Here is a 25,588-nt window from a genome sequence, read left to right as displayed (position 1 = left end):
CTCCTGCGGTTGGGTTGGGGTTACTTGTACTTGTCGCCGACTTTTTGTGCGGCTTCCTGGCCCTTGGCCACCGCGTCGGCGACCGAGCCCTGGCCGGCGATGGCGGAGCTCACGCCCTGGGACACCCTGGTGCCCAAGGCGGCGAACTCGGGAATACCGACAAACTGGATGCCGACCGCCGGACGCGGCTGGACACCGGGGTTGGTCGGATCGGCGTTCTCAATGGCAAAGCGTTCGGCCTTGAAGAACGGTGCGGCCTGCTGGAACTCGGTGTTCTCGTAGGTGGAGATGCGCTTGCCGGACGGGACCTTGGACCAGCCGAGCTTGGAGGCAACCAGTTCCTCATACTTCTTCGAGCTGGCCCAGGCGATGAATTTGGCGGCAGCGTCCTGTTTCCTGGAGGCCGCCTGCATAGCCCAGGACCAGGTCCACAGCCAGCCCGAGGACTTGGTTTCCTTCACCGGAGCCTGCGCGTAACCGATCTTTCCCTTCACAGGAGAGGCCTCGGCTTCCAGGGCGCCGGCCGCGGAGGTGGCGTCGTACCACATGGCGACCTTGCTCTGGCTCATGTTGTTCAGGCATTCGGTAAACCCTGCCTGGGCGGCCCCCGCCTCACCATGGTCGCGCACCAGCTTGGTGTAGAAATCAACAGCCGCGGTGAACTCCGGAGAGTCGACCTTCGCGTTCCAATCCTTGTCGAACCATGTTCCGCCGAAGGTGTTCACCACCGTGGTCAGCGGCGCGAAAACCTGGCCCCAGCCGGGCTGGCCGCGCAGGCAGATGCCCTTCATGCCGGGGACGGCGCCATCGACCTTGGCCGCCACGGCTGCGACTTCGTCCCACGTCGGATTCTCCGGCATCGAAAGTCCCTTGGCGGTCAGAATGTCTTTCCGGTACATCAGGAAGGAGGATTCGCCGTAAAAAGGTTCGCCGTAGAGCTTGCCGTCCTTGCCAGTCAGCGACGCCGTGTAGGCCGGCAGGATGTCCGCCTGGTTGAACGCTGCGTCCTGGGCAACGTTATCCAGAGGCGCAAGCCAGCCGTTGGCGGAATAGAACGGGATCTCGTAGTTGGACAGCGACGCGACGTCATACTGGCCGGCCTGGCTCGAGAACTCCTGGCTGATCTTGGCCCGGACGTCGTTTTCCGGCAGGACGGTGTAGTTGACCCTGATGCCGGTTTCCTTGGTGAAGTTCTCCGCGGTGAGCCGCTGCAGGTCCTCCATCTGGGGGTTGTTGACCATCAGGACGTTGATGCTGTTCGGGTCTCCTGCGGAGTTGCCGCCGCCGGCGCCTGCGCAGGCCGAGGTGCTGAGTGCCACGCACAGGGCACCTGCGGCCAACGCGGCGGCGCGTGTTTTTGCGCGCATTTAGGACTCCTTTGTTCTTCAGGGGGTGCGATGCTGCCCTGCTCCGACTGCTGCGTCGGAGGTGCCAGGCCGAGAGCGGTACGAAGGGGCTGGAAGCCGGATACCTCGTCGATGTCCCTCAAGATTAGGCCTGTGGGATAAGGCACAACTAGCGCCGTGGTTGCTGAATTCTGATACTAATTTTCCTGAGTGCTCTCAAGGTGGGCGCTACTCTGGGAGAAGGCAACCAAAGCGCTGTCCAGATTTCATAACCCCAACGCAGGGAGACCCACGATGAGCACGGCGGATCCCGCCAACGGAGCAGACCTCCCTGACAGCGCAGCCGCACGGTTGGCTGAGAGGCTGCTGGGCATGCGGGCCAACCGGGAGGTCATCCCGGAGGACCCGCACCATTCGGTTCGGTGGCACCAGCACGACTACCCGAGCCCCGTGGCACGGTGGAATTACCACCCAGAGTATGAGATCCACCTCATCCGGAAGGGCACCGGAAAGTTCATCGTCGGAGACCACATTGGCACGTTCGAAGCCGGCCACGTCTCCCTCGTCGGATCCGGGCTGCCCCACGACTGGGTCAGCGACCTTGAACCCGGCGAAATACTGGAGAACCGGGACGCCATCATCCAGTTCGACGGGAAGTGGGTCGAGCAGGCCGCATCCATTGTCCCGGAGATGGCCGAGGTCAGGCCATTGTTGGAACAGTCCGCCCGGGGAATCGAATTCCTTGGCCGCTCAGCCGAGACGGCGGCCGCGTGCATCGAGGCGATGGGCACCTCCACCGGATTGGCGCGGCTTCAGCATCTCTTTGAGCTGTTGGCGACACTGGCCCGCGCGCCAGAGGTGGAGCGGCGCTACCTTGCTGAAGAATGGTTCAGGCCGCAACTTGACGGCCAGGGTGCGGCCGTGGTCGATATCGTCCTGGAGTACGTTTTCAGCAACCACGCCGGCAGTGTCAAGATGTCCGAAGCGGCGGCGCTGGTGGGCATGGCGGAGCCGACATTTTCGAAGTATTTCAAGCGCGCCACCGGCCAGAACTTCAGTGATCTGGTGCGCAAACTCCGCCTGGCCCACGCCCGCCGGCTGCTGGAGCTGAGCGACAAACCCATCTCCGATATCTGCTACGAAGTGGGTTTCTCCAATTTGTCCAACTTCAACCGTCACTTCCTCAACGACGCCGGCGAAACCCCGCGGCAGTACCGCCAGCGAATGCAGAACTGACAGTCCCGGGAATGGTACCCGAGCGGCACCGCTCGATGACACGAGCCGCCGCGGCTGGGCGTTCGACATACTGGTTTTATGCAGACGACGACGGTGTTGGTCGAGGGTGAGAGTGACCGGCTGGCGGTTGAGACGCTGGCCTTTCGCCTTGGCTACGACCTGGCAGCCTTACGGGTGTCGGTCGTACCGATGGGCGGCGCGACCAGCATCGTCCACTTCCTCGACCGCTACGGACCCAATGGCGCGGGCCACCGGCTGTTGGGCCTGTGTGATGCAGGGGAATCTCGTGGCATCGCACGCGCGCTCGGCCGGGCAGGGATCGGGTCCGGTTCGCTGGCCGAGCTTGGGTTCCATGTCTGTCACGCCGATCTGGAGGACGAACTCATCCGCTGCCTGGGGATCGATGCGGTGCTCAAAGTCATCGCTGCTCAAGGCGAGCTCGCGTCGTTCCGGCTCCTCCAGCGCCAGCCGTCCCAACGGGAGCGGCCAATAACGGCGCAGTTGCGCCGGTTCTTCGGAGGACGCAGCGGCAACAAGGTCCGCTACGCGCCGCTGCTGGTTGACGCATTGCCGGCCGGACATGCGCCTGCGCCACTCGCCCGCCTCGTTGCATCATTCTCACTGTGATCCTGCCGCCCAAGAAATCGTCGAATGCTTTCAGGTGCGTGGAAGACGGCGACCCCGACGCCTTCGCGGTGATCAAAGGCACGCCGCTGCCCGCCGTCGTCGATCACGCACATAACAGCGGAACTCATCCGCTAAGTGCCGCAATCACCGCAAGAACCCAAGGACTGCCTTATGGGACGCCGAGTGGACGGGGAGAAAGCGTTGATGAAATTTTCCTCATGAACGTTTCATCCGCGCCTCATTGTTGTCGTTCATGCTGGACGCACGAACCGGCTTGCGCCGGAACAAGCCTGCGCATGGGGAGGAGGGGGCATGGAGGGACGGAGCATGGCGCCTCCGCCGGATCCTGGGATTGATTCCATGGACTGGGCCTCCCCCGTTCCGGCGACTGCCGACGACGATACCGGCACATCCTGGACGGTTCAGCGGGCGTGGCCAGACAAGACGCCAGGAGAATTTGTCCTGGAAGTCCTGACACCGGGACGGCCCGGCGTCCGGGGAGCCCATCTGCGTCAGGGGCAGTTCGAGCTTCTCCCGCTGGAAGATCCGGGACTGCCCGCCTTGCGGGAGGAAGCACAGAAGGGTGAATTGATTTCGTATTGGCCCTCCCGCCAGGCGGTCGTCCGGGCGGATGGCTGCTACATAAAAATCTTCGGGCCCGGCGGCGCCGTCGTACCGGCCGAGCGTTGCGCACAAATGGACGCCCTCCTGGACGGCAACTTCACAACACCCAGAATGCTCCGTCAGAGCTCCCGGGAGGACGTCATCGTTTTCAGCGCCATCACGGGACCGACTCTGAACGAGCTGGGCCGGGAGGGCCCCGCCTGCGATGAAGCGTTCGCCAAGGCGTGGGAGAAGTGGTCGCGCGCCTGGGTCGCGGAACTGAACGGCTCCCGGGGTCCCGCAGCACAAAGCGTCCTTGATAGCCTTCCGCTTCGCCCACCGCAGTGGGAAGTCACAAAGATGTGGCGACGGGTGGACGACTGGTTGCGGCACAATGAAAACGTCCCGGAGCTGTCGTCTCAGCGCGATACCTTGCGCGCCGCCGCAGAACGAGTGGCCACGAACCTGCTTCGGACGGCACCGGACCCGATGGTATGGGCCCACGGAGACCTCTACGACAGGCAAATCATCGTTCCTGACGGCGACATCCCGCCCGGATTGCTGGACTTCGACAGTACGGCCCGGCACGAGGCCGCCCGGGATCTGGCCGGCCTGGACGTCCGCCTGGAACTTCATCTACGAAACAACCGCATGACGCGCGCACGATACCTGACGGCTCACACGCAGGTGCTGGCCGTCGCCGAGGAACTGCACGTCAGTCCGGTCCGGTTCGATGCGTACTCGGACGCCATCTGGCTTCGTCTGGCACTTTCTCCGTTACCAGGCCGCTTCTCCCTGGCCATCGCCGTCCTCGCGGAACGGGCCGCGCAGGAGTTGAGACAGTGAGTGGCCCAGCCAGATGACGGCATCTGCCGCACCGACGGCGGGCTGCCCAGCGGCGCCAGTCGGTCCCCGTTCCGGACAGGAACCGGTACGGCAGAGAAGGCTAGCCGCGGGTAAACCGGGCGAAGCCGGCGTGAACGTCACGGACTATAACGGTTCCGGAGCCCAGGAGCTGTGCCTTCGCTCGAAGTTGCGCCACCAGGTCCTCGGTTGGTCGGCCGAATACCTCGATCGTTCTTAGCTTGATGAGCGGCGCCACTGGCACGAACTTGGGGCCCGCCACCTTCATGTGCAGCTCCAACGAGGCTACGTCACGATGAAAATGCAGGACGCTCATGACGGAGCCGTCCTCTGAGAAACAGACGCAGTAGGAGATGATCTGCGGCTCATTCCGCTCAACGAACGCGGCGAGCTCGGCCATGGCTGCCTTGAGCTCCTCAAGCTTGCCCGGACGGACGTCGGAGGTATCAAGGTACGTGATGAAATCACCCATGTCATCTCTCCGTTGACGGTCCCGGCTGAACCTCTGGACCTGACTAGTAGGCAGAATTATCCTCCCATTCCTCACCGAAGGTGCTGTGTACTTTTGGCGGAACAATTCAAAGTAAAAGGCGGTCAGCACGGAGTAATCAGACGGACCCGATGCACGAGCGGCGGTACATTTCGAAGAACGACGGCCGCCGTGAAGCCAGGGCGCCGTTTCAGGCTATTCGAGGCCGGGCGCCGAGAGGGTCGTGGGTGTGTGGTCGATAACGATTGCGCTCCTCTGGTTTCCTGCTGCTACCAGGCGGGCATTGCGTTCGTCATTGCCGGTTGCACGCCATTCGGCGATGGCGGCGTCCTTGTCGAACTTCAGGTGCCGGGCGGTGACCCGGCGCAGGCGTTCGCCCTGGTCGAGTTCCACGAACCAGGTTTCATCCAGGAGAGATGCGACCTCGTTCCATGGGGCCTCGTCAAAGAGCAGGTAGTTGCCCTCGGTGATGACCAGGCGTATTTCCGGCGGGACGGCGATGGCCCCGGCGATCGCGTCGTTGACTTCGCGGCGGAAGACCGGCGCGAAGATCTCCCGCGAAGTCTCCGAGCGCAGCTGGCGGAGCAACGCGACGTAGCCGACGCCGTCGAAAGTGTCCGGAGCGCCCTTGCGGTGCTCCAGCCCGCGGGACTCGAGCAGCGACTGCGCCAGATGATATCCGTCCATGGGGACCAGGGCGACCTGCCGGGGATGGTTGGTGAGCAGATGCTCCAGCAGCCATTCAGAGATGGTGGATTTTCCGGCACCAGGCGCCCCGGCTATTCCAAGCAGGCACCGTCCGCGCCGCTGGAGCAACGCTTCAGCCCGGGCGAGGAGCTGCTGCCGGCCTGATTCGTCCCAGCGCAGGTGCAACGGAGTGTTCATCGCTTCTTCTTTCCTCCTCTGGCCTGGGACCCGCCTGACCACGGGCGCTCTATGGCTGCAACGCTATCGCGCCGGCTAGGCAGCCTCTGCGACGAGGCGGCCTGGCTGCCCGACGCCGCCTCCCTCCAGTACGCCCCGGGGACGTCAGCCGCGCGGACCGGGAGCGGGATCTGAAAGGCACCACCCTTGAACCCAGCTTAAGAGATGTTGTCGTGGAGTCTCCGTTTCGTCAGCCCCGTCAGCACTGCATCAATCAACTAACGAGAGACCATGGGCCCCGTGTCGATTCAAGCTTTTTGCAAGGCGCCTCTGGCAGGATGCGTTCCGACGTTTCCCGATTGAAAACGTGGGGTGGTTGTTGTGTATGAAAACGCGAGGTCGAAACGCGCCGTCCGGTTCTGGGTAGTTAGCATTGTTATTTTGGGTGCCCTTGGGGTTGTGGGCTGGTACGCGATGAGCGTGGTCGCGCGCCTGTTGTTCCCTTCCTGAGACCAAATCATTAGTTTGCCTTCGGGGTCCTGACAACAATTGCCAGGGAACGACCGGGAGTTTGGGGAGCCCTTGCCGAGCCGAGGCAGGCAGCCGACGGCTGGGGCGCAACGATCCGATCAATCGAATACTGGTCCCGTGCAAGGCTGAGTTCGCCCGATTATGGATGGCGAGCAGGGGCACGATGGGACATGATCGGAAGATGCGCCGATCCGGAAAGATTCCATTCTGGGCGGTCCCGCCAGCCCTGCGCGGCTACAGGATCGAGTGGCTGCGCCACGACCTGGTGGCCGGCGCCGCGCTCTTCGCAATCTTGGTCCCCGCGGGCATGGCGTACGCCCAGGCCGCCGGCCTTCCACCGGTGACCGGACTGTACGCGACGGTAGTGCCCCTGCTTGTCTACGCAGCAGTCGGGCCATCGCGTGTACTGGTGCTGGGGCCGGATTCCGCGCTCGCCCCGATGATCGTTGCAGCCTTGGTTCCCTTGGCCGCGGATAACGAGCAGAAATCCGTGGCCCTGGCTGGTCTCCTGGCCATACTGATTGGCGGCATCTTGCTGCTCGGCTCAGTGCTGAGATTGGGCATCGTCACCGGACTGCTGTCGAAGCCAATCCGGCTCGGCTATCTCAATGGCATCGCCTTGCTGGTGGCCGTGTCCCAGCTTCCCACCCTCCTGGGGATCTCCGTGGAGGGCAGTACACCCTGGGAAAAACTCATCTCCGCCGGACCGAAGGTGCTTGCCGGCGAGACCAATCTGACGGCACTGCTGCTCGGCTTGGTCTCGCTGGCGCTCATCTGGGTTCCCCGCCGGCTGAAATGGAGGGTTCCGGGCGTGCTCATTGCGGTGGTTGTGTCCTGCGTCGCCGTGGCCCTGCTGGGACTCCAAGAGCGTTTGAAGGTCACGGGCGCCCTCCCGCAGGGGCTCCCCGCACCGGCGCTGGGCGGAATTGGCTGGGCCGACGTCCTGACACTGTTGCCCGCCGCCGCCGCGATCGCCCTCATCGTCTTCGTTGATACCGGAACCCTGTCCCAATCCCTGGCGGCCGCAGAGGACGGCAGGGTATCCGGCAACCATGAAATGGCAGCCTTGGGTGCGGCGAACGCTGCCACCGGGCTACTGGGCGGCTTCCCGGTGTCGGCCAGCACGTCCCGTACGCCAGTGGCGGTCGAGTCCGGGGCGAAATCCCAGCTCACGGGGGCCGCAGGCGCCGTCCTGGTGCTCGGCTTCATGCTCGTGGCGCCCGGCGTCACCGAGTTCCTGCCGGCCACAACCCTTGCCGCCATTGTCATCGCCGCAGCCACAGCCATAGCCGACCCGGCCGGTGTGCGACGGCTCATCGGCATGAGCCGCAGTGAATCGTTGGTGATGCTCGCGGCATTCCTGGGGGTCACCATACTGGGCGTCCTCCCGGGCATCGCCGTTGCCATCGGTTTGGCAATCCTGGACTTCCTACGGCACTCCTGGGACCCCTACCGTGCCGAACTGGTGGACGTGCCAGGGATTCCCGGGTACCACGACGTGAGCCGTCATCCGGAAGGGGAACGCATCCCCGGCCTGTTGATCCTGCGCTTCGATGCACCGCTGTTCTTCGGCAACGGAGCCTTGCTGGGATCGTTCGTGCGCAACGAACTGGACCAGGCGGAAGACGGCACTGAACGCGTGGTGCTCGCGGCCGAACCAGTCACGGGAATCGACACGACTGCATTGGACGAGTTGGTGCAGCTTGACGAATGGCTGGACCGGCACGGTGTGGACCTGGTGTTCGCCGAGCTCAAGGACCCGGTCAAAGACAGATTGTTGCAGTACGGCATGGGCGCCCGATTCTCTCCCGACCATTTCTACCCGACAGTGAGCGAAGCAGTGCGGGCGTTCCAACGGGAGAAACGGGAGGGATAGGAAAAGGCTATCCCCGATCGTCGTCAACCAGTTCCTTGAGCCACTGTCGTTACCCAGGCCTAAACTGAAACTCTCAATGGCAACCCACGGACGCCGTGAAGGAGAAGCCCGGCCTCTGCGCCTGGGCTCGTGTCAGCCCATCGGAGGTGTCAGCCCGTACCGGGCGATGATGTCCGGCAGCCAGGGCGGTTCACCGAACTGAAGCCCGTATTCGGCGGCCATTTTGCCAATGACCTCGGGATCCGGCGGACCGGCTTCAAAGTGATCGGCCAGTCCCCAGAAGAAATGCTCAAACCCGGCTGGGCTGATGATCTCGATCATCCGGGCGGGGACTTTGCCGGCATTCCACATCGTGTGGAGCTCCCCCCGCGGTTTCGTGATGTAGCCTCCCGCTCCGAGCACCGCCTCACGATCACCGGACCGGAATCCTATCTCGCCTTCAAGGACGATCGAGTACTCGTCCTCCCTCGTATGGGTGTGCGGGGGGACCAGAGCCCCGACAGGGAACGGGTGCTCCACAATCGAGAGCTGTTCATTGGTATGTTCGCCGAAGAGCTTGAAGACGACGCCGATTGTTCCGAGACTGCCCTCCCGCCCGTAGCCTGGCGGCACAACTGTCAACCGCGGAGCCCTTTCAAGGTCCATAACAGACCACCCCTCCAATTTCAATATACAATGGTGTTTATCGAAATTGTCCGCCCGGGAAGGAACCGAGTCAATACATTGAGTGAACACCACCGCTCATCCGAGAGCCGCCGCTACGAAATGAGCAAGAGGACAGAAAAGATAAGCGGCACTCACCAGCGCATCGTCGATGCGGCCGTGACCCTGCACGGTTCCATGGGGCCGGCCCGCACCACGATCGCGGGCATCGCCGAAAAGGCTGGTGTTACCAGGCTGACGGTCTACCGCCACTTTCCTGACGAGGAGGCACTATTCTCCGCCTGCTCCTCGCACTGGCTCTCGCAGCAGCAACTGCCGGACCCCGAGCAATGGTCCCGGCACACCGACCCACTCGAACGCCTCACCGTTGGCCTATCCGATCTGTACCGGTTCTACCGCGGCGGCGAGGCCATGCTCACCCGAATCTATGCGGACTGGCATGCGCTCCCCCAAACACGCCGCACGGCCCTCGAATCCTCGAACGCCCACTTCCGGAACATTCTTGTCGAGCCGTTCCCCGAGTCGCACAGGAATTCCAGGTTTAACGCCACGCTCAGCCACGCGGTTTCCTTCTGGACGTGGCGATCACTTTGCCATGACAACGGACTTTCCGACGATGACGCCGTCGAAGTCATGTCAACCCTGATCACCACCGCAGTCCGCGCTCCAGAGACGCCCGACGCACCCATGCCAGAGAACGCGGGAGTCCGCCGACAGTGAACAGCTAAAACCGGCGGACAGAACCTGCTGCCAGGTCGGCCGCAATTAGTGCCGTGCGTGGCGTTCAGAGGAAGAGAGGTGAGTCCAGAAAGGGGGACTAACGTCCTGCACCAGATCGGTCTTCGCGAGCCCGAAGAAATGTGTCGTGCCGGGAAAACCCGGGAGTTGCGACGCCGGTACACCCTCGCCTCCATTGGGCTGGCCGGGCTGGTCGTGGCCTCGATTGGGAACGCCTTGGGCGCTGGGCCCACCAGCCACGACACTGAACCCGCTCCCCCACAAACACTCGACTCCCCCGGAAACATGCGGAGTCCTGCCCGAACCGAGCCATGTACGACCCGGTCCGAATCCCGAAGCGTGGCCAATGTACACACCCCCACTTTGGTTGCCACGGAGCCGAACCGGTGCCGGACGCTGACCTGCCCGAAGTGCCCGCAGCGCCCACGTGGATCTGACGCCAACTGGGGCGCTGATCGCCGGCGTGATCGAGGAACTCACCCTCGATATCCGCGCTGCCTGCTTCCCGCGCAGCCGAACCAAGCCAAAACAACCTCCGCCATTCGACAGCCCAAAACATACAGGGCGACTGAAAGTGGCTGACCAGTCGCGCGGGATAGCAGAAGCCCCCCGATGCTGGTTTTGACTGGATGATGGCATCCACGAACGCCGGCATCTAACGCACCATCTCCCGCAATCGGAACGACTCTCCGTTGGAACACGACGTTCGATGTACTGCCGTCTAAGGCTGTGCCCGTGAATGTTAGTGAAAGGAGCCCAGAACCGTGCCCGCATTGCGCGCCATGTGTTGGCCAAGGTTCAAGACCCGGAGCGCCAATTCCGCCTGAGGATCGCCGGCCGCCAGGACCCTCGCCTCCAAATCTCCGATGTTCCCCGCAGCGCCAGCGTTTTCCGCAGCGCCTGGGCCGTCCGCGACATTATGCAGATCTGAGGAACGCAATCCCGGACTGCTCCGGAGAATGGCGGACCACACTGCTTCCACGGTCGGGACGGCCGCTGTGGCGCCCGTTGGTCCCGAGACCAGCCAGCCGTCGCTGGTGGCGACCACTTTCGGGGCCCCGGGCCAGGATTGGCAGACGCTGTTAATTGTTTGGGCGACGATCAGGTGCTGCCGCATCGTTCGGACCGCTCCCAGCACGGGATCCCTGACAACGCTTCGTCCGCACGCACCGCACATTGTGAGTGTCCCTTCCTAGGGCATGACGTCGCCGGAATTTGGCCCCAGCGTCTGGCCGACATATAGGTTGCCGCCCGGATCGCTGGCCAGAAGCAGCGCGGTAGGGGCGACCTCAGCCGGCAGTCCGAAGCGCAAGAGCGGGAGACCAGCACGTTTCGCTGCCTTCCACTCCTCCGATATCCCGTCTACAAGGGGCGTCTCGATGGGACCCGGGGCGATGCTGTTGACCAGCACGTTGTCGCCAGCAGTTTCCAGGGCCAGGGCCTTGGTCATTGCTACGACTCCGGCTTTAGCGGCGCTGTAGTGGCTGAGGCCGGTGCCGCCCTTGATGGCCAGCTGTGAGGCGATGTTGATGATGCGGCCCCACTTCTGCTGCCGCATCTCCCCCACCACTTCCCGGCAACACAGAAATACGCCGGTCAAATCCACGGCAATCGTTTCGTTCCACATGGCCAGGGTCATATCTTGCAACGGCGATTCGGTCAGCAGGCCCGCGCTGTTCACAAGGACGTCGATGGTGCCAAGCTCGGAGCGGGCTGCGGCGAAGGCCGCCTTCACGCTCGCTTCATCGGCGACGTCGACGGCGATGGTTCCCGCCGCGCCCGACCGGTCCAGGACAGCGACTCTGTCGCCGTTGGCGGTGAATGCGTCGGCGATGGCCTTGCCGATGCCGCTGGCTCCGCCCGTGACCACTACAGCACGGCCCTCCGTGTATCGGGAGGCGTCAGGGTTGTTCATGCTTTTCCTTCCGGGGCCGGTCAGGCTCGCATCTTGATGGTGAGACCGCCGTCGACGATCAGGGACTGCCCCGTGACGTAGACGGCATCATCGGAGGTCAGGAAGCCGATCACGCTGGCCACCTCCTCAGCCCGTCCGACGCGGCCCCAGGGGATTTCCCCACCGGCGCGCTGCAGGCCCTCGGGCCCGAGGGAGTTCACCGGATCCAGGGATTGGGGAGTTTCGATCAGTCCGGGGATCACGGCGTTGGCGCGGATGCGGCGCGGCCCCAACTCGGCGGCAGCACTGCGGATCAGTCCGAGGATGCCTGCCTTGGCGGCTGCGTAGTGGGCATGCTCCTCCCACCCGTAGACTCCACCGGCAATGGAGGACACGGCAACCATCGCTCCGCCGTCGGTCATCCTCGCGGAACCAGCGCGCAGGGTCCGCATGACTCCTGTGAGGTCGACGTCGAGCATGTCGTGCCAGCGCTGATCGGTCATCTCCTCCAGCGGTGAGTTCCGCAGGATTCCGGCGTTGGCCACCGCGTAGTCCAGGCGGCCGTACTCCTGGACGGCGCGTTCGGCGAAGGCATCGACGGACGGGGTACTGCGGACGTCCACTTCGTGGATGACTCCCTGGCCGCCGGCGGCTTTCACCAGCCGAAGGGTTTCCTCCGGATCGTGCGGGTCGCCGGGAAAGGTGCCGATCACCGAATGCACCCCGCGGTGGGCGTAGTGGACCGCGAGTGCCCGTCCAATGCCGCTGGCCGCTCCCGTGATCACGGCCACCCTGTTCTCAGACGTCATGGGGGTGGTCCTCAAGCAGGGCCTCGGCCGGCGGCTTCGCGCCGATCATCAGGAGGCCGGAGAACAGCGTTCCGGCCGCGCCGACCCACAGGGCGGCAGCGCCGGTCCCCATGCTGGCGGCCGCAAGCGTGAACAGGAACCCGCCGAGAATGGTGCCGGGCTGGCTCATTGCGCCGATAAAGGCTGTGCCGGTGGCACGGCAGCTGACGGGGTAGCACTCGGCCATGAAGTACTGGATCGCGGCGTACGGCCCGACCAGGAAGAACAGTCCGGCACCGTAGGTTGCGATGATCATGAAGGGGCTGGTGGCGATGGGGCTGAGCATGATGGAGAACGAAATGCCGGAAAGAATCCAGCCGCCGATGATGGTCCGCTTCCGGCCGATCTTGTCGCCGAGCCACCCGTGGAAGACGTAGCCGAAGTACGCCAGCATGTTGATGATGATCAGCATCCAGAAGGCATCGGAAAGTTCCACACCCTTGGCGTTCTTCAGGACGGAGCTGCCGAGAATGCTGAAGATCAGGATGCCGAAGAAGTTGAAGATCCAGGCCAGCGAGAAGACGATCGTGTTCCGGCGCAGGTGCGGCTCCCAGATGCGCTTGAGTGGGGCCGCGGAGGAGTGCTCGACGCCGAATGCATGGGCCAGGGCGTGGGCTTCCTCGGGCTTGCCGTGCTTCTCGAGTTGGGTCAGCTTTTGGTGCAGTTCGAACTGCGGCGTTTCCTTCAGCTTCTTGGCAATGAGCCACACGATGATTGCTGCCGGAACGGTCGCCATCAGGTACAGGGCGCGCCAGCCAAGGGACGGAAGGAAGACGAGGGCGAGGGCGCTGGCGAGCAGGAAGCCCAGCGGCCAGCCGCCCTGGATGAAGGAGTAGTGGAAGCCGGGGCGCTTGCGCTTATCCGCGACTTCGGTGACCTGGTAGACCTCGTTCATGTAGGTCGCGTTGACGGCCTGCTCGGAGAATCCGAGCCCACCGAAGGAACGAACCAGAATCAACAGGCCGTTGCTGAGGAACGGGATTCCGGTCGGGATCAGGGCTGTCAGGCCGGAGACAATGGCGGTTCCGCCGACAGTCGTCATCATGCCCTTGCGGCGGCCGAGCCGGTCAATGACGGGGCCGATTCCGAAGCAGACGATCGCGGTGCCGACGGCGATCCAGGTGTTGATGGCGTAGGCCTCGGTGGCGGTCCAGCCGAATTCCTGCTGCATGGCCGGCAGGAGGGTGCCGAAAAGTCCGAAGTCGAATACGGCGACGGTCCAGGCACATAGCGCCAAGACGGTGGCGACGGTTGTGTGGTGCTTGGAGAAAACCGGGAACCGGCGTTTTTCGTCCGGTCCGGGTTGCGTCAGATCGACGGCGGGCTGCTGGATGGTCATTACTGGTTATCCTTTCGGGGGCTGCGGGCGAGGAAGGAGTCCGCGATCTGGTCGAACGTCAGCCAGCTGACGCCTTCGTGGGAGTTGATGTGTTCGATGAGGCGCTCAAGCATGAGGAGCACCTGGGGGCGGCCCGAGACGTCCGGGTGGATGGTCATGGTGAAGACGGCCTGGTCCATTTCCCGGTACACCCAGTCGAACTGGTCGCGCCACATTTGTTCGATGTCCCGGGGGCTGACGAATCCGTGGGAGTTCGGGGCCGCCTTGATGAACATCATGGGAGGGAGGTCGTCCAGGTACCAGTTGGCGGGGATCTCGACAAGGTCGGTTTCGGTGCCCCTGACCAGCGGCTCCATCCAGGTTTCGGCGGCCTTGGTGTAGTCGATCTTCTTCCAGCTGTCGCCGACCCGGACGTAGTAGGGTTCGAAATCCTTGTGCATCAGGGAGTGGTCGTATTTGATCCCGCGTTCGAGCAGGATCTCGTTGGTGACCGGGGAAAATTCCCACCAGGGAGCAACGTAGCCCGTGGGCCGTCGGCCGGAGACCTTCTCGATGAGTTCGATCGAGCGGTCCAGGATGGCGGTCTCCTGTTCGCGGGTCATGGCGATGGGGTTTTCGTGCGAGTACCCGTGCACGCCGATTTCGTGCCCGGCGTCGACGATCATCCGGGTCAGGTCCGGGAAGGTCTCGATCGAATGGCCCGGCACGAACCAGGTGGCGGGCAGGCTGTACTTCTCAAACAGGCGGATGAGGCGCGGGCCGCCAACCTCGCCGCTGAACAAGCCCCGGGAGATATCACAGGGCGAGTCCTCGCCCCCGTAGGAGCCGAGCATTCCGGCAACTGCGTCCACGTCGACGCCGAACGCGACTTGGATGTCCTTAGTCATGAGATCAACCTTTCACTGCGTATCTTGTAGAGGTTTTCTTGCTGAGGTTTGTTGATGGTTCTGCTGATGAGGTTCTGGTTCCGGGGCGGGACTAGTCAGGGGGCGCGCCCCGGCGGGCGAAAGTGTCCGCTATCCGCGCAGTGGGAGTGTCAAGTCTGAGCAGCAGACTGAGAAGGACCAGCGACTGGGATGGCCTGAGCAGCCCGGATGGTATGGCACCGGCAACCCGCAGGTCGTCTCCGCCGCCGTCGCCGTACCGGGGCACGACGGCGCCGGCCTCCACGCGGGTGCTCGTCACCACCACGACGCCGGCCGCGGTAGCGTCGGCGACCTCACGGCACAGCGCGCGGTTGGCGTTGCCCGTCCCCGTGCCCTGGAGCACAATCCCTGCCGCCCCGGCCTCCAGGGAAGCCCGCAGGAGAGTGGAGTCGGCTCCCGGGTAGGAGGCAATAAGGTCCACGCGAGGCGAACCGGCGGCGACGTCCGGCAAGGGCAACGGGGCCATTGCGGGGCGTGCCGCCTGCATCATGACCTCGCCGGACTCGGACACCGAACCCGCAGTGCCGAAATCCGGGTTGGCAAAAGCATCGAGCCGCGTTGTGTGGCTTTTCCGGACCCCGGTCACAGGGAAGATGGTTCCGGCAAACTCCAACAACACGCCCCTCCCCCGCGACTGCGGGGACCCGGCGACGGCGATCGCCCGGTACAGATTGCCGGGACCGTCAGGCGCCGGGGAATCGGCCGCCTGCTGTGCTCCGGTGAACACGACGGGGCGGGGATCATCGTGGGTGAGGTCCACCAGATAGGCTGTCTCCTCCATCGTGTCCGTGCCATGGGTGACCACGACCCCCAAAACCTGGGGGTCAGCCAGAGCGAGCCGGATCCTGGCGCAGATGGCGATCATGTCCTCCACCGTTAGCAGGTACGAACCCTTCCGAAAGACATCGACCACGCGGACCGGATGCGCGGCCGGCACCCCCATGCTGGCGAACACGTCGTCTCCCGTGTCCGAGGCCACGGCGGCTCCCCCGGTCTCCGACGCACGGGAGGATATTGTTCCTCCCGTGGCCAACAGCACCACATGGGGGCCATCCAATTTTGTGACAGTCATTTCCACTCCGTTTGTCCTGCATCTGCTGCGAAAGATGCTTACCCAATCGATTGGGTTATGGGTTAAAAATTATCTTTGCGATGTTTCCTGAAGATGCTTCCGGGTGTTTCGAGGGTGTAAACACTTCGCCGATTGGCGCCGGGATCCCGGCAACCCAATCGATTGGGTTGGCGATGAAATGACTATAGAATGTGAGGTGCGGCACGTCAAGGGCTCCCTGATCAGACTTGCGCAGGTTATCGGGCAGTCTTGGTGATGACGTCTTTTTGAGCTGAGGCAGGGGAACGAATGGAAGAATCCAGAGCTGGGGACCGCACGGTTACGCTGAAGGATCTGGCGAACGAGCTCGGCATCCACCCGTCGACTGTGTCCAGGATCCTGCACTCGGGCTCCGAGGTGGCAAGAGGGGCAGCCTCCCTGGCCACGGCCGAACGCGTACGTGAGCTGGCGCGGAATCGGGGCTACTCACCCGACCCTCAGGCCGCCGGACTGCGGACACGGCGCACGCGCCTCATGGGCGTGATCGTGCCCCGGCTTTCGGACCTTGTCCTGGCGATCATGTACGAGGGAATCGACGAGGCCGCGGCAGAGCTCGGCTATTCCACGTTCGTCATGAACTCCCGCGACGACCCGGAGGAACAACGGCGCAAGACCGACATCATGCTGGCCCGGCGCGTGGACGGACTGATCATCGGCGACGCACATCTGGACAGTGGCCTGTTGCAGGAGTTGACCGCCCGTAAGGTGCCGTTCGTGCTCGTGAACCGCCGCGTCCCGGGCTACCCGTCCGCCACTTGCGACGACCTCCTTGGCGGCGAGCTCGTGGCCGACCACCTGTGGAGCAAGGGGCACCGGAACGTCGCCGTAATCGCCGGCGAGCCCTACGCCAGCACAGCCGTTGACCGGACGGCCGGCTTCGTGGACCGCTGGCGTTCGCTCGGCGGAAAAATCCCCGGTAAGGCCGTGGTCTGGTCCCGGTTCGATACCGCTGGCGGACGGGAAGCGGCCGAGTCGATCCTGACCCACTGCAAACCCCGTCCAACTGCAATTTTCGCCGTCAATGACTTCGCGGCCATCGGCGCCATGGGCGCCTTACGATCCCACGGACTTAGCGTCGGCGACGACGTCGCGGTGGTTGGTTTCAATGACACCTCCCTGGCCGCGGAGCTTCCTATACAGCTGTCCTCGGTCCACTCGCCCATGCTCGACATCGGGAGGACGGCGGTGCAGCTCCTCAAGCAGGTTCTGGACGGCGAACACGTCGAACCGGTCAGGCTGGAACCAACCTTGTGCGTGCGGGAAAGCAGCGCCTAAGGCAACGCAAGATGACAACGCCAATCGTTTATCTCGGCTGGCGGACCGGCGCCGCCGGCCGGCGAATGACCCAGCGGGCAGGCTCTTCAGCCCATGATGTCCGGTACGCTGCCCGGCAGTGATTTATTCCTCACGAGGATTGTCAGGTTGCCATCTAAGACCCTCGGCAACGGGTGTCGATAAATAGCCCAGTCCACCCCAACCTGACACGGATTAGAGCCCCCGCAGCCGGTGCAGCAAGAGTGCGACGTGTAGGGATGTCCTGGATTCGGCGTCGTCCAGATCCACCGCCAGCAGTTCCTCCAGTTTGGCCAGCCGAGCGTAGAGCGTAGGACGGCTCAGGTAGCCGCTGCGGGCCATCGCCGCCTTGTTGCCCCCGGATTCCAGATACTTCCCGAGCAGTTCCAGCTGGCCGCCCTGGCCTTGGGCTTCAGCCGTGAGGAGGGATGCCAGTTCCGATTCGACGAACTGCTGCACACGCGGGTCGTGGCGAAGCAGGGCCAGAAGACCCCGGAGCCGGACATCCGTGGCTCGGTAGAAAGACTTTCCGCCGTCGCGCAGAGTCGCCGCCGTCTCGGCGACATGGGCCGCTTCGTCGATGCCCGCTGCGGCCTCGAGCAGGGAACCGGTGGGGCGTCCGACGCCGATGGTCCAGCGCGGCGCCGCCCAGGCTCCCGCATCCCCGGAAGGACCGGTGTGTTCGGCAACGACCCGGGCGAGGTGCTGGAGCACCGCCTCCTGGAGCCGGTGTGCCGGCAGTCCCAGGATCATGCCGACCGAACCCGATCGGATGCTGGCCGTCAGGGCGGTGCCGGAGCTTGTTTTGAGTGTCCGGGCCAAGAGTTCCAGCAGTTCCCGCTCCTCCTGCTGGCCGGCGAGCGGATCGCCCGGCGGAAGTGTTGCGCCGTGCGCGGCAGCCTGCTGGACCGGGGTGGTCCGGAACACGACAGGCACGTAAAGCGGTGACCGCTTCAGCCCCAGAGATCCGGCGCGTGCAAGGGCTTCGGCGTCGCTCAGTCCGCGGGGCTGGCGCAGCGCGTTGAACAGACCTGCCTGGGCCCGCTGGCTCAGTTCGAGCCGGTCCCGTTCCGCGAGGCGGTTAATGGCCAGGGTCTGTGCCGCGCGCTCCAGGACCATTGCGGCCGTCTCGTCGTCGTCGAGCGGCATCGGCACAATCAGCCGACCCCACAGCTGCCCCCGCACGCCCACCGGTGTCTGAAGCCATTCCTCCGGCCCGGTCCGCGCCGTCGAGGCCGGCGACGGCGTGGTTCGGGACCGCCGCTCCCAGTCTTCCAAGAGATCTGCCGTGCCCAGCTGCCGGGCGGAATAGCTGAGGACCAGATGGGAGAGGTCCTCCAAAACCACGGGGGCGTCGATCATCATCGCCGCCTGCTCCACCACCTGCTGGCTCCCCGCGCTTTCCAGGCTCAGGACAGTGAAGGCCTCATGGACATCTCTGGCGCGCTCCACGCGTTCGAGCTGCTCCGCCACGATCATCCGGTGCACTACCTCCGTGACCTGGACGAACCGCACGCGCCGCTCGAGGACAATCACCGGAAGTGAGGCCCCCTTGGCCGCGGCCCGCAGCGCGGCCATGCTGCGTTCCCTGTTTCCGATAAGTTCGACGATCAGCCCGGCGGCTGCGGCCCCCTCCAGGGATCTGATGAACGACGCCGTGAGGCCGGGCTCCTTTTCCAGCTCAAGGCCCGTGGTCAGCACCAGTTCCCCGCCGGCGAGCAGCCCGCCGACGTCGAGCAGCTCACTGACATGCACCCAGCGCACCGGCGCGTCCAAACCGGCTAAACCACCCAGCACCCTCGGGTCCGCAGCACGCAGAACGGGAAGGTCAAGGATGGCACGGACCGTAGGCAGCATTTACAGAGTGTAATCCCAGAGGCGTAATTCTTTACACACTGCCCCTTACGGGGTTACGCCGCCGCGGACAGACTGGACGCACAGCACGGCACCGAATGCCGCCACACACCAAAGAGCACTGAGGAGAATCCTTGAACACGATCAAGCACTGGATCAACGGCACTTATGTCCCCGCCGGAGACCGCACAGCCCCCGTCACGAACCCCGCCACAGGAAAGGTGACCGGACAGGTTGTGCTCGCCAGCGTCGCTGAAAGCGACGCCGCCGTTGCCGCGGCCAAAGCCGCCTTCCCGGCCTGGCGCGACACCTCGCTCGCCCGCCGCACCCAGATCCTCTTCGCATTCCGCGAGCTGCTGAACACCCGCAAGGACGAACTCGCGGCCATCATCACATCAGAGCACGGCAAGGTCCTGGACGATGCGCTGGGCGAGGTCACCCGCGGCCAGGAGGTCGTGGAATTTGCCTGCGGCATCCCGCACCTGGTTAAGGGCAGCTTCACGGCGAACGCCTCCACCAACGTGGACGTCCATTCCGTCCGCCAGGCCCTGGGCCCGGTCGCCATCATCAGCCCGTTCAATTTCCCGGCCATGGTTCCCATGTGGTTCTTCCCCCTGGCCATTGCCGCGGGCAACACAGTGGTCATCAAGCCGAGCGAAAAGGACCCGACCGCCGCCAACTGGATGGCCGAGCTGTGGAAGGAAGCCGGGCTGCCGGACGGCATCTTCAACGTCCTGCACGGCGACAAGGTGGCCGTCGATGCACTGCTGACCCACCCGGACATCAAGGCCGTCTCCTTCGTGGGATCCACTCCGATCGCCAAGTACGTCTACGAGACCGCCACCGCCAACGGCAAGCGCGTCCAGGCCCTCGGCGGCGCCAAGAACCACATGATCGTCCTGCCCGACGCCGATCTCGACCTCGCCGCCGACGCCGCCATCAATGCAGGCTTCGGCTCCGCCGGCGAACGCTGCATGGCCGTCTCCGCGCTCCTCGCCGTGGGCGACATCGCGGACGAACTGGTCCGCAAGATTGCCGGCCGAGCAACCTCGATCCGCACCGGCGACGGCCTGCGCGGCTGTGACATGGGCCCGCTCGTCACGGCCCAGCACCGGGACAAGGTGGCCGGTTACATCGACGCCGGCGAAGCGGCCGGCGCCACGCTCGTCGTCGACGGCCGCGCCATCGCCGCCGACGCCGAAGGTGAGGGATTCTTCGTCGGGCCGACCCTCTTCGACAACGTCACCACCGACATGTCCATCTACACCGATGAGATCTTCGGCCCGGTCCTCTCCGTGGTCCGCGTCGACAGCTACGACCAGGCCCTCGAGACGATCAATTCCAACCCGTACGGCAACGGCACCGCGATCTTCACGAACGACGGCGGTGCGGCCCGCCGCTTCGAGAACGAGGTGGAGGTCGGCATGGTGGGCATCAACGTTCCGGTGCCGGTCCCAATGGCCTACTACTCCTTCGGCGGCTGGAAGAACTCGCTCTTCGGCGACACCCACGCCCACGGCACCGAAGGCGTCGGATTCTTCACCCGCGGCAAGGCCGTCACGTCCCGCTGGCTGGACCCGAGCCACGGCGGCATCAACCTCGGCTTCCCGCAGAACGCGTGACCGGAACGTCAAGAGAAGGGCAACTGCCATGACCTCCACAATCGACAGCGGCATCCGACCGGTCCACGACACTGCCGACGCCGCACGCCGCGCCTACGAACTGGACCGCAGGCACGTCTTCCATTCCTGGTCCGCCCAGGACCTCATCGACCCCATGGTCATTTCCGCGGCCGAGGGATCCCACGTCTGGGACGGCGACGGCAACAAGTACCTGGACTTCTCCTCGCAGCTGGTCAACACCAATATCGGCCACCAGCACCCCGCCGTCGTATCCGCGATCGCCGCCCAGGCCACGAAGCTGTGCACGATCGCCCCGAGTTACGTCAATGACGCGCGCTCCGAAGCCGCCCGTCTGATTGCCGGGCGCACCCCCGGCGAACTGGACAAGATCTTCTTCACCAACGGCGGCGCCGACGCCAACGAGCACGCGATCCGGATGGCCCGGCTGCACACGGGCCGTCACAAGGTGCTCTCCGCCTACCGCTCGTACCATGGCGGCACCCAGCTGGCCATCAACGTCACGGGTGACCCCCGCCGCTGGGCCAGCGACACCGCCAGTAGCGGGACCGTGCACTTCTTCCCGCCGTACTTGTACCGCACCGCCTTCCACTCCACCACCGAGGAGGAGGAAAGCCAGCGCGCCTTGGAACACCTGGAACAGCTGATTAGCTTCGAGGGGCCTTCAACCATCGCCGCCCTCATCCTGGAAGGCGTCCCGGGCACAGCCGGGATCTACATGCCGCCTCCTGGATACCTGCAGGGCGTCCGGGAGCTCTGCACACGGCACGGCATCGTCTTCATCGCCGACGAAGTCATGTCCGGCTTCGGCCGCACCGGGACCTGGTTCGCCGTCGAGCACTTCGCCGTCGTCCCCGACTTGCTGACCTTCGCCAAGGGCGTGAATTCCGGCTATGTTCCGATGGGCGGCGTGGCGATCAGTCCGGAGATCGCCGCCACGTTCGGCACGCGCGTTTACCCGGGCGGCCTGACCTACTCGGGCCACCCGCTCGCGGCGGCTGCCGCCGTGGCCACCATTAACGCGATGGAGAACGAACAGATCGTCCAGCACGCGGCAGCCCTCGGCGAGACGGTGATCGGCCCGGCCCTGCGCGGATTCGCCGAAACCCACGCCTCGGTCGGGGAAGTCCGCGGCACGGGCGTGTTCTGGGCCATCGAACTCGTCAAGGACCGGCAGACCCGCGAGCCCCTCGCGCCGTACGGCGCCTCAAGCCCGGAAATGAACCAGCTCGTGGCGGCCTGCAAATCCCGCGGACTGCTCCCGTTCGCGAACTTCAACCGCATCCATGTCGTCCCGCCCTGCAACACCAGCGTGGAAGACACCCAGACAGGCCTGGCCATCCTGGACACCGCGCTGGACATCGCGGACGGGTTCGCCACCTGATGATTCCGGAGACATTCGCGCCGGACAGGAGCTTGCACGTGAGCGCCCACAAGTGATGCCGGCGCTGCCTTCGGAGATGGACGTCAACTGCCGACCCGATCCAGCCGCTATTGCCCGGAACGGGAGAAGGCGAGACTTCCGATGTGGTCGAGGAGCGTGTCGTGGCCGAGGCCCAGAAGGGCCGAGGCGAGACTGGCGACCAGGTCAAGCACGTCCTGGCTGCTGGCGGTGCCGGCCAGTACATCCATGACCAGCCCGTCCTCCTGGGCCACCAGGGTCCGTGCGATCTTCGCCGGTTCCAGGACGGGAAAGAACTCACCGGCCTGGATTCCGTCGGCAATGATTTGTTCGTACGTCGCTTGCTGGGTGCGGATGAGTTCCGCTTGGATCCGTCGGTGCTCCGCGTCCCTGATCGAATGGGTCCAGTACTCGTAAAGAATCCGGAAAGTGTCGTCCTCCAGTCCTGCCGTGGTGCCCGCACTGATGACTGCGGCGAGCCGGACCGTCGGGCTCATGGCGGGGTCCGCTGCCTCCGCCAGCCGTGCGAGGAATCTGGCGGACGAGGCTTCGACGGCTGCCGCGGTGATTTCGGCAAGGCTTCCGTAGTAGTACAGCACGGCGTTTGGGGCCATGCCCGCCTCCGCCGCAATCGCCCGCAGCGTCGCGGCTTCCGCACCGTCACGGGCGGCGACGGCCTGTGCCGCCGCCGCAATCGCCCGCCGGCGCACTTCCCTCTTGCTGAGGTCCGCCATTGCCATTCCTCCCCCGGCCCGATGCCTATTGACAGCGAGTCTAGACCCGTATTGAATGGTATTCAAATTTGAATGTGATTCAAATAACTTTGATTCGATGAGGAGTCTCCGTGTCACATCCCCTTCCACCCCCCACCGTTACACCCCCCACCCTTCCGGCTGCCGCTGCGAGCAAGGGACTGAAGGCCGGCTCGATCGGCATCGGCCCCACGGTGGCCTTGGGTCTCGCCGCGGTGGCCCCGGCGTACAGCTTGGCGGTGACCTTGGGCTTCGTTGTCCTGGCGGTCGGGTCGAGCACACCCGCGGCGTTCCTGCTGGGGTTCGTGCCTATCCTGTTCACGGCCTTCGCATTCCGGGACCTCAACCGGGAAATGCCGGACTGCGGCGGGGTTTTCGTGTGGATCTCCCGGGTCTTCGGCCCGTGGTCGGGCTGGTTCTTCGGTGGCTGGGTCCCCCAAATTGCCACCTTCATCTCCAGCGCGGCCCTGGCGCAGGTTGCCACGACGTATCTTCTGACCTTCTTGGGGCTCGGCTGGGCCGCCTCCCAACCGGTCATCGTCGCGGCCATCGCGTGCGGGCTGATCGCCCTGAGCGGCGTCGTGGCGGCCCGCGGAATCGAACTCTCCGCGTGGCTTCAATACGCGTTGATCGCCTTGCAGCTGGTCGCCCTGGGCGGTTTCTGCATCGGGGCCTTTACCGCCATGGCCGCCGGGACCGCGGCGGCAGGTGCCGAGCAGCCACGGCTGGACTGGTTCAACCCCTTTGCCTCCGGCGATCTCTCCGGCCTGGTCCACGGCGTCATCCTGTGCCTGTTCATCTACTGGGGCTGGGACGCGCTGATAGCGGTCAATGAGGAAACGACCGACCGCAAGGGAACACCCGGGCGGGCCGTGGTCATCACCACCGTGATCCTTCTGTTCTTCTACGTCGTGACCGCGACGGCCGCCGTCGGATTTGCCGGAACCGCCGGCATCACGGATCCTGAAACCGTCTCGGACGTGCTGTCCGTGCTCGGCCCCCAGGCCACCGGTGGCCTCTTCGGGCAGGTCATCATTCTCGCCGTCGGCATCTCGGCATTGGCGGCGCTGATGACCGTCGCGATCAGCAACCCCCGGTCCTGGCTCAGCATGGGAACCTACGGCGCACTGCCCGCTGCCACCACGAAGATGCACCCCTCCAGAGGGACACCCGCCACGTCAATCGTTTGGTGGGCGCTCCTGAGCATTGCCGTGACAGTAGTTCTGACAGCGATCAGCGCCGACTTCATCGGCCTGGCTATTCTTTCAGTCGGCCTGATGATCGCCGCCTACTATGCCGCGACGGCGCTGGCCTGTGTCGTCTATTTCGCTCCCCAAATGCGCACCTCCACCTCTGCCCTTGTCATCAAGGGCATCCTTCCTGGCCTGGGCGCCCTCCTGATGACGGGAGCGTTTGCCTACAGCGCCGTTGACATGTTGTCCCCCGACTATGCCGGGCTCTCCTGGCTCGGTATCGGAACGGTGTTCTGGATCGGCATCGGCGCCCTCGCCCTGGGCGTCCTGGTCATCGCCATCATCCGCCCCAGGCTCCGGCCCTACTTCGCCGGGCAAACGATCCCCCAGGGAACTTTCTCCACCCGCAAAGAACTGCAATCCATCCTGAGCAGCGAAACCGAGGCATAAATGCGCGTCCTATCCATTGCAGCAATCCAAACGAAACCTGTGCCGTACGACGTCGAAGCAACCTGGGAACGCTTCGCTGCCCAGGCCGAAACCGCCAAAGAGCTCGGTCCTGAGGTCGACATCATCGTTGCACCAGAACTTCTGCTCGCAGCACCCGGGGAATTCCTGATCCCCGACCCTGAGGGCGAAACCCGCTCCGCCGGCCCCATCCCCAGCGTGCTCACCGACCGGATCGCGGACCTGGCCCGCCGCCTGGGGGTCTGGCTCGTGCCCGGTTCCCTGCTGGAAACCGACGGCGGCAACACCTACAACACGGCAATCGCTGTTTCCCCCGACGGCGAGATCGTGGCCCGGTACCGGAAGCTCTTTCCCTGGCGCCCGTTCGAAACAACGACGCCGGGCGACTCGTTCGTGACCTTCGACATCCCCGGCCGGGGACGCGTAGGCCTCGCCATCTGCTTCGATGGAAGCTTTCCCGAGGTCGCCCGGCAACTGGCATGGCTCGGAGCGGAAGTCATCATCCAGCCGACCCTCACCACGACCCGTGACAGGGAAATGGAAATCGTGATGTCACGGGCCAACGCCTTCGCAAACCAGGTGTACATCGTCAACGTCAACGGCGCCGACCCATCAGCAGTCGGAGAAAGCGTCATCGTGGACCCGGAGGGCACCATCATGCAGCAGGCCAGAGGAGGCGAGGAAATCCTCTTCGGCGTCCTGGACCTCGACCGGGTGACCCAGGTCCGCCGCTACGGAACCCACGGCATCAACCGGCCCTGGGCTCAACTCCACGACCAGGAAGGAATCCTCCGTTACCCGATGTACGGCGGCGCACACTTCCAACCCCCGGCGTGGAGCACCCCGGACCCGGAGGATTCACACGTGAACCAGCTCAGCACTTCAGGGGCCTGACCGCTTCCTTCCACGGCCGCACCCCCACCACAACGAGTGCGTACCTCCGGCCCCGGAGGTACGCACTCGTTGCCAGAAACGACCATCGACAGCACGATCTCATCCGCACCCGCCAACTGTCGGCCGCTGTGAAGCC

The 25,588-nt window shown here is 64.5% G+C and carries 21 protein-coding genes; 10 read left to right on the top strand and 11 right to left on the bottom strand.

Features of this window, described 5'->3' with window-relative positions; genetic code table 11:
• Positions 1-20: 20 nt before the first annotated feature.
• Positions 21-1,367: a sugar ABC transporter substrate-binding protein gene (locus ABH915_RS10785; RefSeq protein WP_370120928.1), complete on the bottom strand. Its 1,347-nt coding sequence runs from the start codon at positions 1,365-1,367 to the stop codon at positions 21-23.
• 273 nt (positions 1,368-1,640) lie between these two features.
• Here ABH915_RS10785 and ABH915_RS10780 point away from each other — a divergent pair, with 273 nt between their 5' ends.
• From ABH915_RS10780 to ABH915_RS10770, 3 genes are all read left to right on the top strand, one after another.
• Positions 1,641-2,582: an AraC family transcriptional regulator gene (locus tag ABH915_RS10780; protein WP_370120924.1), complete on the top strand. Its 942-nt coding sequence runs from the start codon at positions 1,641-1,643 to the stop codon at positions 2,580-2,582.
• Positions 2,583-2,660: 78 nt separating this feature from the next.
• Positions 2,661-3,209 (top strand): TOPRIM nucleotidyl transferase/hydrolase domain-containing protein, encoded by a 549-nt coding sequence (locus tag ABH915_RS10775; RefSeq protein ID WP_370120919.1) that lies wholly within the window; start codon positions 2,661-2,663, stop codon positions 3,207-3,209.
• Between the two features lie 360 nt (positions 3,210-3,569).
• Entirely contained in the window at positions 3,570-4,658 is a 1,089-nt protein-coding gene (locus tag ABH915_RS10770) for a phosphotransferase (protein WP_370120916.1), read from the top strand.
• A 100-nt stretch (positions 4,659-4,758) separates the two neighbouring features.
• On the opposite strand, the gene ABH915_RS10765 is transcribed toward ABH915_RS10770, so the two are convergent.
• Complete coding sequence (locus tag ABH915_RS10765) at positions 4,759-5,148, bottom strand: hypothetical protein (protein ID WP_370120914.1); 390 nt, start codon at positions 5,146-5,148, stop codon at positions 4,759-4,761.
• A gap of 213 nt (positions 5,149-5,361) precedes the next feature.
• Positions 5,362-6,051 (bottom strand): nucleoside/nucleotide kinase family protein, encoded by a 690-nt coding sequence (locus ABH915_RS10760; protein ID WP_370120911.1) that lies wholly within the window; start codon positions 6,049-6,051, stop codon positions 5,362-5,364.
• Positions 6,052-6,742: 691 nt separating this feature from the next.
• Between ABH915_RS10760 and ABH915_RS10755 the strand changes: the two genes are divergently transcribed.
• A complete protein-coding gene (locus ABH915_RS10755; RefSeq protein WP_370120908.1) occupies positions 6,743-8,437 on the top strand; it encodes a SulP family inorganic anion transporter in 1,695 nt (564 codons plus the stop codon).
• Positions 8,438-8,569: 132 nt separating this feature from the next.
• On the opposite strand, the gene ABH915_RS10750 is transcribed toward ABH915_RS10755, so the two are convergent.
• Complete coding sequence (locus ABH915_RS10750; protein WP_370124988.1) at positions 8,570-9,049, bottom strand: cupin domain-containing protein; 480 nt, start codon at positions 9,047-9,049, stop codon at positions 8,570-8,572.
• Between the two features lie 63 nt (positions 9,050-9,112).
• Here ABH915_RS10750 and ABH915_RS10745 point away from each other — a divergent pair, with 63 nt between their 5' ends.
• Positions 9,113-9,820 (top strand): TetR/AcrR family transcriptional regulator, encoded by a 708-nt coding sequence (locus tag ABH915_RS10745; RefSeq protein ID WP_370120905.1) that lies wholly within the window; start codon positions 9,113-9,115, stop codon positions 9,818-9,820.
• 1,210 nt (positions 9,821-11,030) lie between these two features.
• Here ABH915_RS10745 and ABH915_RS10740 read toward each other — a convergent pair.
• From ABH915_RS10740 to ABH915_RS10720, 5 genes are all read right to left on the bottom strand, one after another.
• Positions 11,031-11,753, bottom strand: a complete 723-nt coding sequence (locus ABH915_RS10740; RefSeq protein WP_370120902.1) for an SDR family NAD(P)-dependent oxidoreductase — start codon at positions 11,751-11,753, stop codon at positions 11,031-11,033.
• A 20-nt stretch (positions 11,754-11,773) separates the two neighbouring features.
• Positions 11,774-12,541: an SDR family NAD(P)-dependent oxidoreductase gene (locus ABH915_RS10735; protein ID WP_370120899.1), complete on the bottom strand. Its 768-nt coding sequence runs from the start codon at positions 12,539-12,541 to the stop codon at positions 11,774-11,776.
• Complete coding sequence (locus ABH915_RS10730; RefSeq protein ID WP_370120896.1) at positions 12,531-13,919, bottom strand: MFS transporter; 1,389 nt, start codon at positions 13,917-13,919, stop codon at positions 12,531-12,533. Before ABH915_RS10730 ends, ABH915_RS10735 begins: the two co-directional genes overlap by 11 nt.
• The gene (locus ABH915_RS10725) at positions 13,919-14,806 is read right to left on the bottom strand and encodes a polysaccharide deacetylase (RefSeq protein WP_370120893.1); all 888 of its coding nucleotides are present in this window, start codon (positions 14,804-14,806) and stop codon (positions 13,919-13,921) included. Before ABH915_RS10725 ends, ABH915_RS10730 begins: the two co-directional genes overlap by 1 nt.
• Before the next feature lie 91 nt (positions 14,807-14,897).
• Entirely contained in the window at positions 14,898-15,917 is a 1,020-nt protein-coding gene (locus tag ABH915_RS10720) for an asparaginase (protein WP_370120890.1), read from the bottom strand.
• A 288-nt stretch (positions 15,918-16,205) separates the two neighbouring features.
• On the opposite strand from ABH915_RS10720, the gene ABH915_RS10715 reads away from it, so the two are divergent.
• Positions 16,206-17,231, top strand: coding sequence for a LacI family DNA-binding transcriptional regulator (locus tag ABH915_RS10715; protein WP_370120887.1), 1,026 nt, complete (start codon positions 16,206-16,208; stop codon positions 17,229-17,231).
• Between the two features lie 213 nt (positions 17,232-17,444).
• Here the strand turns inward: ABH915_RS10715 and ABH915_RS10710 are convergent, their stop codons facing one another.
• On the bottom strand, positions 17,445-19,106 hold the full coding sequence (locus tag ABH915_RS10710) for a PucR family transcriptional regulator (RefSeq protein ID WP_370120884.1): 1,662 nt from the start codon (positions 19,104-19,106) through the stop codon (positions 17,445-17,447).
• Between the two features lie 131 nt (positions 19,107-19,237).
• Between ABH915_RS10710 and ABH915_RS10705 the strand changes: the two genes are divergently transcribed.
• Entirely contained in the window at positions 19,238-20,725 is a 1,488-nt protein-coding gene (locus tag ABH915_RS10705) for a CoA-acylating methylmalonate-semialdehyde dehydrogenase (RefSeq protein ID WP_370120881.1), read from the top strand.
• Positions 20,726-20,753: 28 nt separating this feature from the next.
• Entirely contained in the window at positions 20,754-22,127 is a 1,374-nt protein-coding gene (locus tag ABH915_RS10700; protein ID WP_370120878.1) for an aspartate aminotransferase family protein, read from the top strand.
• A 107-nt stretch (positions 22,128-22,234) separates the two neighbouring features.
• Here the strand turns inward: ABH915_RS10700 and ABH915_RS10695 are convergent, their stop codons facing one another.
• Complete coding sequence (locus tag ABH915_RS10695) at positions 22,235-22,879, bottom strand: TetR/AcrR family transcriptional regulator (protein WP_370120875.1); 645 nt, start codon at positions 22,877-22,879, stop codon at positions 22,235-22,237.
• Positions 22,880-22,989: 110 nt separating this feature from the next.
• Between ABH915_RS10695 and ABH915_RS10690 the strand changes: the two genes are divergently transcribed.
• Both ABH915_RS10690 and ABH915_RS10685 read left to right on the top strand, forming a co-directional pair.
• Complete coding sequence (locus ABH915_RS10690) at positions 22,990-24,540, top strand: APC family permease (RefSeq protein WP_370120873.1); 1,551 nt, start codon at positions 22,990-22,992, stop codon at positions 24,538-24,540.
• Positions 24,541-25,452: a carbon-nitrogen hydrolase family protein gene (locus ABH915_RS10685; RefSeq protein WP_370120870.1), complete on the top strand. Its 912-nt coding sequence runs from the start codon at positions 24,541-24,543 to the stop codon at positions 25,450-25,452.
• Positions 25,453-25,588 lie beyond the last annotated feature (136 nt).

Origin of the sequence: Arthrobacter sp. MW3 TE3886 (assembly GCF_041262145.1) — a bacterium.
Classification (GTDB): domain Bacteria; phylum Actinomycetota; class Actinomycetes; order Actinomycetales; family Micrococcaceae; genus Arthrobacter.
This window is presented reverse-complemented; position numbering and strand designations above follow the sequence as displayed.

Excerpts from the sequence above, each read along its gene's own strand:
- ABH915_RS10785 (WP_370120928.1), bottom strand. The coding sequence starts at position 1,367 with ATGCGCGCAAAAACACGCGCCGCCGCGTTGGCCGCAGGTGCCCTGTGC.
- ABH915_RS10780 (WP_370120924.1), top strand. The coding sequence starts at position 1,641 with ATGAGCACGGCGGATCCCGCCAACGGAGCAGACCTCCCTGACAGCGCA.
- ABH915_RS10775 (WP_370120919.1), top strand. The coding sequence starts at position 2,661 with ATGCAGACGACGACGGTGTTGGTCGAGGGTGAGAGTGACCGGCTGGCG.
- ABH915_RS10770 (WP_370120916.1), top strand. The coding sequence starts at position 3,570 with ATGGACTGGGCCTCCCCCGTTCCGGCGACTGCCGACGACGATACCGGC.
- ABH915_RS10765 (WP_370120914.1), bottom strand. The coding sequence starts at position 5,148 with ATGGGTGATTTCATCACGTACCTTGATACCTCCGACGTCCGTCCGGGC.
- ABH915_RS10760 (WP_370120911.1), bottom strand. The coding sequence starts at position 6,051 with ATGAACACTCCGTTGCACCTGCGCTGGGACGAATCAGGCCGGCAGCAG.
- ABH915_RS10755 (WP_370120908.1), top strand. The coding sequence starts at position 6,743 with ATGCGCCGATCCGGAAAGATTCCATTCTGGGCGGTCCCGCCAGCCCTG.
- ABH915_RS10745 (WP_370120905.1), top strand. The coding sequence starts at position 9,113 with ATGGTGTTTATCGAAATTGTCCGCCCGGGAAGGAACCGAGTCAATACA.
- ABH915_RS10740 (WP_370120902.1), bottom strand. The coding sequence starts at position 11,753 with ATGAACAACCCTGACGCCTCCCGATACACGGAGGGCCGTGCTGTAGTG.
- ABH915_RS10735 (WP_370120899.1), bottom strand. The coding sequence starts at position 12,541 with ATGACGTCTGAGAACAGGGTGGCCGTGATCACGGGAGCGGCCAGCGGC.
- ABH915_RS10730 (WP_370120896.1), bottom strand. The coding sequence starts at position 13,919 with ATGACCATCCAGCAGCCCGCCGTCGATCTGACGCAACCCGGACCGGAC.
- ABH915_RS10725 (WP_370120893.1), bottom strand. The coding sequence starts at position 14,806 with ATGACTAAGGACATCCAAGTCGCGTTCGGCGTCGACGTGGACGCAGTT.
- ABH915_RS10720 (WP_370120890.1), bottom strand. The coding sequence starts at position 15,917 with ATGACTGTCACAAAATTGGATGGCCCCCATGTGGTGCTGTTGGCCACG.
- ABH915_RS10715 (WP_370120887.1), top strand. The coding sequence starts at position 16,206 with ATGGAAGAATCCAGAGCTGGGGACCGCACGGTTACGCTGAAGGATCTG.
- ABH915_RS10710 (WP_370120884.1), bottom strand. The coding sequence starts at position 19,106 with ATGCTGCCTACGGTCCGTGCCATCCTTGACCTTCCCGTTCTGCGTGCT.
- ABH915_RS10700 (WP_370120878.1), top strand. The coding sequence starts at position 20,754 with ATGACCTCCACAATCGACAGCGGCATCCGACCGGTCCACGACACTGCC.
- ABH915_RS10695 (WP_370120875.1), bottom strand. The coding sequence starts at position 22,879 with ATGGCGGACCTCAGCAAGAGGGAAGTGCGCCGGCGGGCGATTGCGGCG.
- ABH915_RS10685 (WP_370120870.1), top strand. The coding sequence starts at position 24,541 with ATGCGCGTCCTATCCATTGCAGCAATCCAAACGAAACCTGTGCCGTAC.